Source organism: Vibrio sp. A1-b2, from assembly GCF_021726015.1.
GTDB lineage: Bacteria > Pseudomonadota > Gammaproteobacteria > Enterobacterales > Vibrionaceae > Vibrio > Vibrio diazotrophicus.
Window position 1 is genome coordinate 143,311 of the sequence record NZ_JAKKCI010000009.1, and the last position, 13,586, is coordinate 156,896.

Sequence of the window (13,586 nt, forward strand, 5' to 3'; positions counted from 1 at the left end):
TCATGGAAAACACTGAAAAGTTAAAAAACAGCAAAGAAGTTATTGCGTACATTGCTGAATGTTTCCCTAAATGCTTTACTTTAGAGGGTGAAGCGAAGCCTCTTAAAATTGGTATTTTTCAAGATCTTGCTGAACGCCTTGGCGAAGATCCAAAAGTTAGTAAAACTCAGCTTCGTGCAGCTTTAAGACAGTACACTTCTTCATGGCGTTACCTACACGGCGTAAAACCTGGTGCGGTTCGTGTAGACCTAGACGGAAATGCTTGTGGAGAGCTTGAAGAGCAACATGTAGAACATGCACAAGCAGCGTTGGCAGAAAGTAAAGCTCGTGTTGACGCTCGTCGTAAAGAACAAGGTAAAAAAGCTCGCGAAGAAGCGAAAGCTAAGCCAAAAGCTAAGAAAGCAGCTCAGCCTCGCCGTCCTCAAAACAAAGGGCCAAAACCAGAAAGTAAACCTGTTGAAACAAGAGCTTTGAATGCTGACGAAATCATTGTTGGTAAAGAAGTGAACATCAACATGGGTAAAGGCAACATGGCTGCGACCATTGTTGAAATCAATAAGGAAGACGTGCGTGTTCAACTTGGTAACGGCCTACAAATGGTTGTAAAAGCGGAGCACTTGCGCGCCTAAAGGAGAAACTCCTACGCATGAAATGCCGTTCAAAATGGACTCTGATTGCTGCTAGCGTTTGGCTAGCAGCATCTTCAGCTCAGGCTGTTGAAGCCCAAATTCAAAAGAAAGATTTACCCGTTCTTGCTCCTGAAGCTCAACATGAAACAGCAAGTAAAAGGGTAACCTCTCGTTTTACTCGTTCTCACTACAAGCATTTCAATCTCGACGATCAGTTTTCTCAGGAGATTTTTGAACGTTACGTTGAGCTTCTTGACTACAACCGCAGTCTTTTCACTCAAGCTGACATCGATTCTTTCCAGTCTAAAGCTGTTCAATTAGATGATGAACTCAAGGCAGGTAGCAACGCTATTGCGTTTGAAATCTATAACTTGTCGATGATTAAGCGTTTCGAACGTTTTAAATATGCTTTGTCATTACTCGATAAAGAAATCAAATTTAACACTGATGAAACCATCGAAATTGATCGTTCTAAAGCGGCTTGGCCTAAGAATAAAGCTGAAATTGATGAGTTATGGCGCAAGCGCGTAAAATACGATGCTTTGAGCCTAAAATTGACAGGCAAAGAGTGGCCTGAAATCAAAGAGACGCTGTCAAAACGCTACAACAATGCTATCAAACGCCTAACTCAAACTCATAGTGAAGATGTTTTCCAACTTTACATGAATGCGTTTGCTCGCCAAATTGATCCTCATACCAGCTATCTATCACCACGTAATGCAGAACAATTCCAGTCAGAGATGAGCTTATCTCTGGAAGGAATTGGTGCCGTTTTACAAATGACGGATGACTACACGGTTATTTCTTCGTTGGTTACTGGTGGCCCAGCTGCAAGCAGCAAGCAATTGTCAGAAGGCGATCGTATTGTTGGCGTTGGTCAGGATGGTGAAGATATCGTCGATGTTATCGGCTGGCGATTGGATGATGTTGTTCAGTTAATCAAAGGTCCGAAGGGCACTAAGGTTAATCTTGAAATTCTACCTGATGGTAAGGATGTAAAACGTCACGTTGTAACAATTGTCCGCGATAAGATTCGTCTAGAAGATAGAGCCGTTAAATCAGAAGTGATTGAAAAGGTTGGTAAAAAGATTGGTGTTCTAGAAGTACCAAGTTTCTACGTTGGCCTTTCTCAAGACACCGATAAACTGATTACTCAGTTAAAAGCTGACAAAGTGGACGGAATCATCGTTGACTTACGAAATAACGGTGGCGGTGCTTTAACAGAAGCGACGGCATTATCCGGTTTGTTTATTACCAGTGGTCCTGTTGTTCAAGTTCGTGATAGTTATGGTCGCGTGAACGTAAACAGCGATACCGACGGAAAGATCAGTTATTCAGGTCCAATGACGGTATTGATCAACAGCTATAGCGCCTCTGCCTCTGAGATTTTTGCTGCGGCAATGCAAGATTATGGTCGCGCTATTATTCTTGGCGAGAACTCATTCGGTAAGGGTACAGTTCAGCAGCATCGTTCTTTGAATCATATTTACGATATGTTCGATAAAGAGCTGGGCTATGTGCAATACACGATTCAGAAGTTTTATCGCATTGACGGTGGTAGTACGCAAAACAAAGGTGTAGTACCTGACATTGCGTTCCCAGCTGCAATTGATGCTGCTGAAACGGGTGAGAGTGTCGAGCCAAATGCGCTTCCTTGGGACAGCATTGATCAAGCGAAGTATTCTAAACTTCACGATTTCTCAGCACTTATTGCTTCATTGACGCAAAAGCATCAGCAACGTATTGCCTCTGATCTTGAGTTTGGTTTTATCCAACAAGATATTACTAAATATAAAGCAGAAAAAGATGACAACGCGCTGTCTTTAAACGAAAAAGCTCGTAAGAAGAAAAGTGATGAAGCCGATGCAGAGCGTTTAGCTCGAATCAACAAACGTCAAGTTGATGCTGGAAAAGCAGAATACAAAAGTTTAGACGACGTGCCGAAAGATTATGAAGTGCCTGATGCGTATTTGAACGAGTCAGTATCTATCATGGTTGATATGCTGAAGTCGGCAAAAAAATAGAAAACTCAATGTAATAAAAGGCGAGCTGGTTAGCTCGCTTTTTTCATGCCTAAAATCCATATGCAACTAAATGTGATGTGTATCAAATAATTTAGCGAAATCTAACATGCGATCCTAAGCTTAAGAAAAGTGAGGGAGATCGCTATGAAATGGATAACCGTTATTTTTGCCTGTATTGCTTTGACGATAACAGGCCTGTCCTTTGGTTCAATGAATGGGCCGATTAAAGATTTAACGCAGTTTGATCAGCCGTTTCTTCTTGGCGATTGGTATTTGTTAAATCCAGCCCCAGAGGAATCAGAGGAAAACTTCCTCGCCATCAAGCTGAACTTTGAGTCCGACTATACCTTCAGCATTGATATTCAGAAGAAGGATTACAGTGTCGACCACTGGGAAGGTATGTATACAGCAAACAGTGATACGCTCATTCTCGGATTAAATAGCGATGATCCTCAGGTTTATGAATATCAAAGTAACCACAATTTGCTGTTTTTAAATGGTGTAACGTTTACCAAAGCTTTACCCAACGCTTTAGCAGGAATGTGGTCTAGCACTTCACTGTCCGGTCGGGATTTGTATGCCGATAAACTCACGGAAGTGTTACTCATTCTTCAACCGGATTTTGTGTTTCTGTTTAAAGCCAGTGGTAGTGATGGAAACGAAACGACCCATCAAGGTGTGTATTACATGGAAGGGGACCACCTTGTTTTGCTGTATGAAGACGGCGAACAAGATACTCGCTATACGCTACAGCAGGACCAGTTAACTCTGGATATGGAAGGCGGCTCTATGTATGCGGTTTTAAATCGAATTCGTTGACGGCGACAATCGAATGTTTATTAACCAATTGAATTCTATTTATAAGAGATAGCCAGTGATGGGTATCTCTTTTTTTCTTTTAGGGGTTGTTATTGGCAATAACAAGCCTAAGATCTGTAATTGTCACATATCATTATGTCAAAAGGATTCCGGCAATGGCTCACACTCCTCAAGCCAAATATCGTAAAGATTATACTCAACCATCCCATACCATTTCTCAAATCGAACTGACTTTCGATCTGTATGACACAGAGACGACGGTGACTGCTGTTTCACAAATTAAACAAATGAAGGACAGCACAACCTTAGTTTTGGATGGTGAAGACCTTAAGTTACAAGCGCTGAAAGTAAATGGCGTTGATTGGAACGAATACACTGAGCTGGAAGCTGGTTTAGAGATTCGTCAGCTACCGGCTGAGTTCGAGTTAACGGTTGTCACTCTGATCAACCCTGAGGCAAACACTGCATTAGAAGGTTTGTATAAATCCGGTGGTGCGTTCTGCACGCAATGTGAAGCTGAAGGTTTCCGCAGAATTACTTACTATTTAGATCGCCCGGATGTTTTAGCGAAATACACCACAACGGTCATTGCAGATAAAGCTCAATATCCATACCTGCTAAGTAACGGTAACAAAGTTGAACAAGGCGAAGTAGACAATGGTCGCCATTGGGTGAAATGGCAAGATCCGCATCCAAAACCCGCTTACTTATTCGCTTTAGTAGCGGGCGATTTTGATGTTCTGCACGATAAGTTTGTTACTCAGTCTGGCCGCAACGTAGATTTAGAAATCTTCGTTGATAAAGGCAACCTAGACAGAGCGCACCACGCGATGGTTTCTTTGATTAACTCAATGAAGTGGGACGAAAAACGTTTTGGTCTTGAGTACGATTTAGATATCTACATGGTCGTCGCGGTTGATTTCTTCAATATGGGCGCAATGGAAAACAAAGGGTTGAACATTTTCAACTCGAAGTTTGTATTGGCCAATGATCAAACGGCAACAGACACTGATTATCTTGGTATTGAAGCAGTGATTGGACACGAATACTTCCATAACTGGACAGGTAACCGCGTTACTTGTCGTGACTGGTTCCAGTTAAGCTTGAAAGAAGGCTTAACGGTATTTCGCGATCAAGAGTTCTCTTCAGATTTAGGTTCTCGTGCCGTGAACCGTATCAACAATGTTCGCATTATTCGTGGCCCGCAGTTTGCAGAAGATGCAAGCCCAATGTCGCACCCAATTCGTCCAGATAAAGTGATAGAAATGAATAACTTCTACACATTGACTGTGTATGAAAAGGGCAGCGAAGTGATTCGAATGATGCATACTTTGCTTGGTGAGGAAGGTTTCCAAAAAGGTATGAAGTTATACTTCGAGCGTCATGATGGTACAGCCGCAACGTGTGAAGATTTTGTCGCTGCGATGGAAGATGCATCCGGTGTTGATCTGAAGCAGTTCCGTTTATGGTACAGCCAGTCGGGTACTCCAACGGTATCAGTTAGCAGCGAATATAATGCAGAAGCAAAAACGTATGCGCTAACGGTATGTCAATCGACAGAACCAACGCACGATCAAAAAGAGAAGCAACCTCTGCATATTCCTTTTGACGTTGAGCTTTATGCAAAAGATGGAAGTGTGATTCCTTTGCAAAGCAAAGGTAATACTGTTGCGAATGTGCTGAATGTTACTCAAGCGGAGCAAACATTTGTATTTGAGAACGTGACAGAAAAACCAATCCCATCGTTACTAAGAGAGTTTTCTGCTCCGGTGAAGTTGGAATATGACTACTCAGATGAAGAGTTAGTATTCTTAATGTCCAATGCGACTAACGAATTTGCACGTTGGGATGCTGGTCAAATATTAATGGCTAAGTATATTCGTGACAATGTAACTCGCGAACAACAAGGACAAAAGGTTGAATTACCTGCTGTTGTTGTCGATGCATTCCGCGGTGTTTTATTGAGTGATTCTTTAGAACCTGCATTTGTTGCCGAGATGCTTTCACTACCGAGCCATAACGAAGTGTCTGGTTGGTACAAGTGTGTAGATGTTGATGCGATTGCCAATGTGCTTAAAGCATTCAAAGTTATTCTTGCGACTGAACTTGAAGATGAATTAGGCGCAACATATCAAACGCTAAAACAAAATGAATACACCATTAGCCATGAAGCCATTGGTAAACGCGCATTACGTAATATCTGTTTGTCCTACCTAGCGTACACTGAGCAAGGTAATGCTTTAGTGGAGAAACAATACAACCAAGCGAACAATATGACTGACACTATCGCAGCCATGACTGCGGCGAACAGTGCAGGGCTTGCATGTCGTGAAGCCCAAATGGCGGATTACAGCAATAAGTGGAAACATGACGGTTTAGTGATGGACAAGTGGTTTACTCTACAGGGTTGCAACCCGGCGAGTGATGCACTAGAAGTGATTAAGAAAACGATGAATCATGAAGCGTTCAGTTTGAAGAACCCAAACCGCACTCGTAATCTGATTGGTGCTTTCTTAAATAACAACCCGGTTAACTTCCATGCGAAGAGTGGTGAAGGCTATCGTTTTGCGGGCGAAATACTTCGCGAGCTCAACAGTAGTAACCCTCAAGTGGCTTCACGTTTAATTGACCCTCTGCTTAAATTCCGTAAATACGATGAAGAGCGACAAGGATTAATTAGAAAAGAGCTTGAAGCGTTAAAAGCGATGGATAATTTAGCGCGAGATCTTTATGAAAAAGTCTCTAAAGCGCTAGAAGATTAACAATCGGCAGTGGTGGCATTTCGATGCCACCTTTTTTATTTCTAAACCACAATTCATCGCTGCGGTGATTGGTCTATGAAGCATTACTATTTTTCACTCAACATTTCGTATCAAGCTTATTTGGCACATTATTCGGGAGCGGCAAGTTCCATTTTAGTTGCAACAGAGCAGGGATTGCGTTTGCAGTTGCCAGCATCAAGATTTCGGCCATTTCTTAGCCAAATTGGAGTAAAAGGTCGATTTAGATTGATAACTGACCAAAATAACAAGTTTATAAAGTTAGAAATGCTATGAAGAAAGTTATTACCAGATGTTTAAATAGGAATCTTAGTCACATTCTCAAACATTTGGCTGTGTAGAAATGTTAAAAATATTAACGTTTAGTTCCTAAAACTTTTACAATAAAACATGCATTACCAGCGGTAGGTTATATTCTTACTGCATCCCCTACAAAACATAATTCTAATCTGGAGTCGCCTATGACCGCGCGTGAGACTTTGATGCCGGTTCTACTTGAAAAAGTTTACCAACTGATTCAAGACAAACTTGAGCAAAAACAACAACCTTTGGTTACTCAACTCGCTCAACATTTATTTAGCAATGTATCGCAAGATGATTTAGCTGAACGAAATGAATCGGATTTATACGGTGCAGTTGTCAGCCTTTGGCATCATATCTGTGAGAAGAAGAGCGATGATTACTCTGTTCGAGTTTTCAATCCAACAGTAAGCCGACATGGTTGGGAGTCTACCCATACGATTGTCGAGATTGTTGTTCCTGATGGTCCTTTCCATGTTGACTCTATTAAGATGGCATTAAGCCGACTAGATTTAACTGCCCACCTGATGCTAAATGGTCCTACTCAAATTGATCGTGATGATAAAGGCGCAATCAAGAGTATCAATAACGGAGAAGGGCCTCTTCAGTCTTTATTCCATATTGAAGTCGATCGTTTAAGCAATAAAGCGGAGATGAAAACTCTTCAGGATGAACTGTTAGATATTCTGCTTGATACTGCTCTGGTCGTTAAAGACTGGAAACCTATGGTAAATAAACTGGATCAAGTTATCAGTCAACTTGAAGCAAATGTTGATCGTCTTCCTGAATCTGATCGTTTTCAGGAGACCATGGCATTCTTACGTTGGTTAGGTGATCATAACTTTACCTTTATGGGTTACAAAGAATACGATCTTGTTGAGATTGAAGGCGACACCACACTAAGACCTACTGATGAAGCGGGGCTTGGTCTTTTCTCACAAAGTGATCGCGTTCGTTCAGTAAAACTATCTGAGTTTTCAGATTCAGCCCGTCTAGAAGCGAAAAAAGCCTACTTATTAATTCTAACTAAAGGCAATAAGCAATCTCGTATCCATCGTCCGGCGTATACCGATTACATCGGTATTAAGAAGTTTGATGAAAACGGTAAGGTGGTCGGCGAGCACCGCTTTACAGGTTTGTACACATCAGCGGTATATAACCAAGCCGTACAAAGCATTCCTCTGATCCGCGAAAAAGTGGAACGTATACTCAGCGCTAGCCGTTACCGTGTTGGTTCATACGCTTATAAAGCACTGCACAATATTCTAGAAAACTACCCACGCGATGAACTTCTTCAAGCGACCGAAGAAGAATTGTTAGAAGTCGGTATGGGTGTTGTACAAATGCAGGACCGAGATCTTCTACGTCTGTTTGTACGCAAAGACCCGTTTGGCCGTTTCTTTAGCTGTATGGTGTATGTAACAAAAGAGCGTTACAACACTGAGTTGCGTCGTCAGACTCAACGCATTTTTAAACAGTATTTTGGTTGTGAACAAGAAGTCGAGTTCACAACGTATTTCTCTGAAAGCCCACTTGCAAGAACTCATTACATCGTTCGTGTTGATAACAACAATATGGACGTGAATGTGAAGAAAATAGAGCAAAACTTAATGGAAGCATCAACAACTTGGGATGATCGTTTGTCTGAAGCGATCGTGGCGAACTGTGGCGAAAGCAAAGGTTTACCGCTTTCAAAACAATATCTTCATGCATTCCCTCGTTCATATAAAGAAGATGTAATGCCAGCTTCTGCGGTTGCAGATATTGAGCGCCTTGAAGCTCTCAATGAAGAAAACAAACTGGGCATGCTGTTCTACCGTCCGCAAGAAGAAACCAAAGATTCTAAAGCGGTACGCCTGAAATTGTATCACCGTGATGAACCTATCCATCTTTCTGATGTGATGCCAATGCTTGAAAACTTGGGCTTGCGCGTGATTGGTGAATCGCCATACGAAGTGATCAAGTCAAACGGTCAGGTTTATTGGATCCTAGATTTCTCAATGCTTCATAAGAGTGAAAACCAAGTTGATCTTCGTGAAGCTCGTGATCGTTTCCAACAAGCATTTGCGGCTATTTGGTATGGTGATCTGGAAAGCGACGGTTTCAACCGTTTAGTTCTAGGCGCTTCATTAACTGGTAGAGAAGTATCGATTCTTCGTGCTTACGCTCGTTATATGCGCCAAGTGGGTTTCCCATTCAGCCAACAATACATCGAAGATACATTGAGTCACTATCCTGATGTGGCGAAAGGCTTGGTGGATCTGTTTGTACGTCGTTTTGATCCTAAACATAAAGGCGCTCAAAAAGGTCAAACTGAACTGATTAACAAGATCACAGAACAGTTAGATCATGTAGAAAGTCTTGATGATGACCGTATCATTCGTCGCTACATGGAAATGATCCTAGCGACTTACCGCACCAACTACTACCAATTGGATGAAGATAAGCAACCAAAACCTTGGTTAGCATTAAAGATGAAGCCAAAAGAGATCCCAGAGATTCCGGCACCTGTGCCTGCTTTTGAAATCTTCGTCTACGCACCAGATATTGAAGGTGTGCATCTACGCGGCGGTAAGGTAGCGCGTGGTGGCTTGCGTTGGTCTGACCGTCAAGAAGATTTCCGTACTGAAATCCTTGGTCTGGTAAAAGCACAACAAGTTAAGAACACAGTAATTGTACCTGTAGGTGCAAAAGGTGGCTTCGTTTGTAAGAAACAGTACCTGTATAACACTCGTGATGAAATTTTCGCTGAAGGTCAGCGTTGTTATAAACGCTTTATTCGTGCGCTATTAGACGTTACAGACAACATTGTAGAAGGCGATCTTGTTGCACCTGTGAGCGTAGTTCGCCACGATGAAGACGATCCGTATTTGGTTGTTGCGGCAGATAAAGGTACTGCAACATTCTCTGACCTTGCTAACTCAGTTTCTGCGGAATACAACTTCTGGTTAGGTGATGCTTTCGCCTCTGGTGGTTCGAATGGTTATGACCACAAAGCGATGGGTATTACCGCGAAAGGCGGCTGGGAATCAGTTAAACGTCATTTCCGCGAAATAGGTATTGATTGTCAAACCACAGACTTCACTGCAGTTGGTGTCGGTGATATGGCGGGTGACGTATTTGGTAACGGTATGCTGCTATCAAAACACATTCGTCTACAGTGTGCATTTAACCACTTACATATCTTTATTGATCCAACTCCAGATGCAGCAAGCAGTTGGGAAGAGCGTAATCGCTTGTTCAATCTTCCACGTTCTAGCTGGGAAGACTACAACCCTAAGTTGATTTCTAAGGGCGGTGGTATTTTCTCACGTAAGGCAAAATCCATTACCTTAACGCCTGAAATTCAGAAGATGTTAGGGACTAAAAAAGGATCGGTTGCTCCAAATGAGCTGATTAAGATGATCCTTTGCATGGAAGTTGATCTGTTATGGAACGGCGGTATCGGTACTTACGTTAAATCTTCGCGTGAAACGCACACCGATGTGGGTGACCGTGCAAACGATGCATTGCGTATCGATGGCCGTGATCTCAACGCTAAGATTGTCGGTGAAGGCGGCAACTTAGGTATGACTCAGCTTGGACGTGTAGAATACGCACTGAAAGGCGGCCGAGTGAATACCGATTTCGTTGATAACGTTGGTGGTGTGGATTGTTCAGATAACGAAGTGAACATTAAGATCTTCCTCAATGGTCTGGTTGCAAATGGTGACATGACGATCAAGCAACGTAACCAAGTTCTTGAATCAATGGAAGACGAAGTCGGCGCGATCGTAATTGAAGATGCGTATGTTCAGTCAGAATCGATTTCTGTGACCGAGCAACAAGGTGTTGCTGTCGTTAAAGAACAGATTCGCTTTATTCACCAATTGGAGAAAGCAGGGCATTTGGATCGTGCATTGGAATATATTCCTGATGACGAAACACTGCTTGAGCGTGAAAAACTTGGTCAAGGTTTAACGCGCCCAGAGCTTTCTGTACTGGTCGCCTACGGCAAGATGGTGTTGAAAGACGAATTGGCTTGTGAAGAGATTGCGAATGACGAGTTCCATGCTCAGCAGCTAATGCAATACTTCCCAACTGAGTTACGTCGTAACTATTCACAACACATGCAGAACCATCCGCTACGTGCTGAAATTATTGCAACAGCGCTTGCGAATCAAATGGTTAACGAAATGGGTTGTAACTTCGTTACTCGTTTGCAGGAGGAAACAGGTTCAAACGCTGTCGATATTACTAATGCATACGCTGCTGCCCGTGAAATCTACAAGTTAGGTTCAGTGCTTGAAGAAGTCCGTAAGCTGGATAACAAAGCTGATGCATTAACGCAATACGAAGTGATGTTCCATGTTCGCCGTACTCTGCGCCGTCTATCTCGTTGGTTGTTACGTAATCGTCCGGGCAAACAATCAGTTCGTGATTTGATTGAGTTGTACAAAGCAGATGTAGAAGCTATCGCCAACAAACTTGATGATGTTCTTGTGGCTGAAGAAGTAGAAGAGCACAACGTTATGGCTAAGGCTTGGATCGATAAAGGTATCGAACCTAAACTGGCTAACTATGTGGCTCGTTTGTCTAGCTTACACTCAGTACTGGATATATCTACAGTGGCTAAGGAAAAACAGAAAACAGTTGAGCAAACAGCCAAACTGTACTTTAACCTTGGCGACCGCTTGTCTCTGCACTGGTTCTTGAAACAGATTAATAACCAAGCGACAGACAATAACTGGCAAGTATTGGCACGTGCAGCATTCAGAGAAGATCTGGATTGGCAGCAACGTCAACTAACCGCACAAGTGCTTAACTGTGAATGTGCAAGTGGTGAGTTGGACGTCATCAAAGCGCTGGATGAGTGGATGGAAGCAAATTCAGTCTCTTTACACCGTTGGGAAAATATCCTCAATGAGTTCAAAGTCGGTACAGTCCATGAGTTTGCGAAATTCTCTGTTGCATTAAGAGAATTGATGCTGCTCAACTTAAACTGCCAAGCGGTTGAATAAAGTTTGAATTGTTAGCCGAATAAGACAATAATTACGCCCCGTTTAATCGGGGCTTTTTTCTATCGGAGGCACAATGCTCTACCGCTTAGCCAGAACTGGCTTTTTCAAATTGGATGCTGAAAAGGCGCATGATCTTGCCATCCAAAACTTCAAACGTTTTACCGGCACTCCTCTTGATCTCTTCTATCGTCAACATCTCCCTAATCGACCAGTTGAATGTATGGGATTAACATTCAAAAACCCTGTTGGCCTTGCGGCTGGTCTTGATAAAAATGGCGAATGTATTGATGCATTTGGTGCTATGGGTTTCGGATTTGTAGAAGTAGGGACAGTAACTCCTCGTCCTCAATCCGGAAACGACAAACCACGTCTTTTCCGTATAATTCCAGCAGAAGGGATCATCAACCGTATGGGTTTTAATAACCTAGGCGTTGATAACCTAGTTGAGAATGTAAAGAAAGCCAATTACGACGGGATTATCGGTATCAATATCGGTAAAAATAAAGACACACCAATCGAAAAGGGTGCGGATGACTATTTGATCTGTATGGAGAAGGTTTATCAGTATGCTGGTTATATTGCTGTAAACATCTCATCGCCAAATACTCCTGGACTGCGCACTTTACAGTACGGTGAAGCACTCGATGAACTATTAGCAGCGCTGAAGGAAAAACAAGCTGAACTTGCTAGCAAGCATGATAAGTATGTTCCTTTAGCTCTTAAAATTGCACCAGATCTGAGTGATGACGAAATTAAGCAAATTTGTGCATCATTACTTAAGAACCAAATCGATGGTGTCATTGCAACTAACACTACTTTGGATCGTTCTTTGGTTGAAGGTATGAAGCACGGCAATGAAGCGGGTGGGCTAAGTGGTAAACCACTTCAATCTCGCAGCACTGAAGTGATCAAATGTTTATACCGTGAGCTAGGCGATCAAATTCCGATTATTGGTGTTGGTGGTATTGATTCATATGTTGCCGCTAAAGAAAAATTGTTGGCTGGTGCAAAACTTGTTCAAGTTTACAGCGGCTTCATTTACCAAGGACCAGGTTTGGTAGCGGACATAGTAAAAAACATCTAATTTGTCTTGCGGTGTATAGATTTACGCAAAAGTGACAAGGTAATGTAGAGAGGGAATGAGCAAATCATTTCCTCTTTTTTTTTGTTTTTCCTCTCTTAGAATGAACTTCAGTTAGTTGGCAAGGGTAATTAAGCGTTTTACCTAAATAGTCTGATAAAAAATATATAGAGAGTCAGGACAATGCTTAAACCGAGTGACAAATGGAATTGGTACTACTCAGATAGTGAAGGCTATCTGATGCTAGAACTGGGTGAGGATATGGTGTTTCGCACCAACCTTAGCAGCAATCTATTAGTAGATTGCGCTTTTGCATCTAATCAATTTACCGTTGATGACGCTTCCGACTATCAAACATATAAGGAGCGTATTGATTGCTTAAATCTCAGTGAGCCGCGCAAAGTAGAATTAGTTCTATATTGTGTAGCCGCTAAACGCTTCCATAAGCCAGTTCAACCTAAGAGCTGGTTCTTCGACTATCAAAGCAGTGGTTATTCTCCAGAAGAGGGTGAAGTTGTCAGCTTGGTTAACAGTAATGGCCAAGGCTATTTTATCGTCTTAGAAGTGGGCGACAGTGCAAGTCTTTGTGCACTCGTTGACCTTGAAGATTTTGCTCTAAACGGTTCAAAGCAATTGCGCTTTGGACAGGTTATTAAAGTCATGCATGATCGAATGGCTTCAGCAAATCAAATTTTGCTACCTCAGCCTATGGCGATGGTAGGTTAACTTTCCCTAGTATTTTCGTTCCTTTGTTTCATTTCCTATCGGCGTAAAGCCGATTTTTTTTGCCTCAAATTTGCCATCGACAGGTAGGGTAACATCCGTTACTGCTATCTCATTTTTGATTCTGACAAATTAATTACATTTATTTTCCTTCAAATGTGACATCCAAATCGCACAAATCTCACCCCCAACTCATCTAAAAATTCCTGTTTTAGCTAATTTTGTAACTA

Annotated in this window: 8 protein-coding genes; all 8 read left to right on the top strand. The window is 42.2% G+C overall.

Translation table 11 applies throughout. The features are described from left to right. The first annotated feature begins 2 nt into the window (after window positions 1-2). The 8 genes from proQ (at window position 3) to L3V23_RS17430 (ending at window position 13,359) form a co-directional block, all read left to right on the top strand. Complete coding sequence (gene proQ / locus L3V23_RS17395) at window positions 3-629, top strand: RNA chaperone ProQ (protein WP_042482463.1); 627 nt, start codon at window positions 3-5, stop codon at window positions 627-629. A gap of 17 nt (window positions 630-646) precedes the next feature. After that, complete coding sequence (prc, locus tag L3V23_RS17400) at window positions 647-2,653, top strand: carboxy terminal-processing peptidase (RefSeq protein ID WP_102966579.1); 2,007 nt, start codon at window positions 647-649, stop codon at window positions 2,651-2,653. Window positions 2,654-2,797: 144 nt separating this feature from the next. Next, window positions 2,798-3,472, top strand: a complete 675-nt coding sequence (locus L3V23_RS17405; RefSeq protein WP_102966578.1) for a hypothetical protein — start codon at window positions 2,798-2,800, stop codon at window positions 3,470-3,472. Between the two features lie 155 nt (window positions 3,473-3,627). After that, window positions 3,628-6,234, top strand: a complete 2,607-nt coding sequence (gene pepN, locus L3V23_RS17410) for an aminopeptidase N (RefSeq protein ID WP_102966577.1) — start codon at window positions 3,628-3,630, stop codon at window positions 6,232-6,234. 75 nt (window positions 6,235-6,309) lie between these two features. Next, window positions 6,310-6,528 carry a DUF2835 domain-containing protein gene (locus tag L3V23_RS17415; RefSeq protein ID WP_081878676.1) on the top strand — a complete coding sequence of 73 codons (219 nt, stop codon included), beginning with the start codon at window positions 6,310-6,312 and terminating at the stop codon, window positions 6,526-6,528. Window positions 6,529-6,713: 185 nt separating this feature from the next. Continuing rightward, on the top strand, window positions 6,714-11,552 hold the full coding sequence (locus tag L3V23_RS17420) for an NAD-glutamate dehydrogenase (protein ID WP_102966576.1): 4,839 nt from the start codon (window positions 6,714-6,716) through the stop codon (window positions 11,550-11,552). 73 nt (window positions 11,553-11,625) lie between these two features. Continuing rightward, entirely contained in the window at window positions 11,626-12,636 is a 1,011-nt protein-coding gene (gene pyrD / locus L3V23_RS17425; RefSeq protein ID WP_042482448.1) for a quinone-dependent dihydroorotate dehydrogenase, read from the top strand. 180 nt (window positions 12,637-12,816) lie between these two features. After that, window positions 12,817-13,359 (top strand): cell division protein ZapC, encoded by a 543-nt coding sequence (locus L3V23_RS17430; protein WP_042482445.1) that lies wholly within the window; start codon window positions 12,817-12,819, stop codon window positions 13,357-13,359. Window positions 13,360-13,586 lie beyond the last annotated feature (227 nt).

What these genes read in the sequence shown, in the direction of transcription:
- L3V23_RS17430 (WP_042482445.1), top strand. Translation starts at nt 12,817, where the DNA reads ATGCTTAAACCGAGTGACAAATGGAATTGGTACTACTCAGATAGTGAA.
- prc (WP_102966579.1), top strand. Translation starts at nt 647, where the DNA reads ATGAAATGCCGTTCAAAATGGACTCTGATTGCTGCTAGCGTTTGGCTA.
- L3V23_RS17420 (WP_102966576.1), top strand. Translation starts at nt 6,714, where the DNA reads ATGACCGCGCGTGAGACTTTGATGCCGGTTCTACTTGAAAAAGTTTAC.
- L3V23_RS17415 (WP_081878676.1), top strand. Translation starts at nt 6,310, where the DNA reads ATGAAGCATTACTATTTTTCACTCAACATTTCGTATCAAGCTTATTTG.
- proQ (WP_042482463.1), top strand. Translation starts at nt 3, where the DNA reads ATGGAAAACACTGAAAAGTTAAAAAACAGCAAAGAAGTTATTGCGTAC.
- L3V23_RS17405 (WP_102966578.1), top strand. Translation starts at nt 2,798, where the DNA reads ATGAAATGGATAACCGTTATTTTTGCCTGTATTGCTTTGACGATAACA.
- pepN (WP_102966577.1), top strand. Translation starts at nt 3,628, where the DNA reads ATGGCTCACACTCCTCAAGCCAAATATCGTAAAGATTATACTCAACCA.
- pyrD (WP_042482448.1), top strand. Translation starts at nt 11,626, where the DNA reads ATGCTCTACCGCTTAGCCAGAACTGGCTTTTTCAAATTGGATGCTGAA.